Source organism: Streptomyces sp. WM6386 (assembly GCF_000972385.1).
In the GTDB taxonomy this organism is placed as follows: Bacteria; Actinomycetota; Actinomycetes; order Streptomycetales; family Streptomycetaceae; genus Streptomyces.
Map to the genome: position 1 here is coordinate 1 of NZ_JXTE01000353.1, position 641 is coordinate 641.

Here is a 641-nt window from a genome sequence, read left to right on the forward strand (position 1 = left end):
GCACAGCAGCGCCACTTCGTCGGGGCTGAAGGAACGTGGCGCCCGGTCGGCGGCGAAAAGCACGCCGATGACCTTGCCGCCACGACCGCTGCTGGCACCGAGCAACAGCGGTACGCCAAGGATGGGGACCAGACCCTCGTCCAGCACGCCGGCGTCGATGCTGTCCGTGTGGCGGAAGCGTTCGTCGCTCCGGTAGTCGGGAGTGACGTAGGGACGTGAGGTCTGGGCGACCAGACCGCCCAGGCCCTCGCCCAGTTGCAGCCGCAGACTCTGGAAACGTGGGGAGACCGAACCGTCGGTGACACGCATATACGTGTCCCCGGCCCCTTCGTCCGGGAGCGTCAGGTAGGCGGTGTCGGTGCCGAGCAGCATCCTGGCCCGGCGAACGATGGACTGGAGCACCGCGTCCAGCTCGCGCAGGGCGGCGAGGTCGCCGGCCGTGTCGAAGAGGGCGGCGAGTTCCAGTTCTCGGCGTCGGCGCTGCCGCAGGATGCGGTGGACGCACAACGCCGTCTCGGTCGCCTGCTCGATCTCCGAGAAGAAGGGTGCCTGCGGGGCGTACATCGCGCTGTGTAAGGCCAGGTCGACGGTGACGGGGAGCACGAGTGCCGGGAAGGACCTGGTGTCCACCAGGGCGAAGA

At 68.8% G+C, this 641-nt stretch carries 1 protein-coding gene; it reads right to left on the reverse strand.

Going from position 1 to position 641, the window contains the following annotated elements; genetic code table 11:
- Positions 1-633: GAF domain-containing protein (locus tag TN53_RS41675; protein WP_234441852.1), on the reverse strand; the 633-nt coding region annotated here is incomplete at its 3' end.
- Between the last annotated feature and the right edge of the window lie 8 nt (positions 634-641).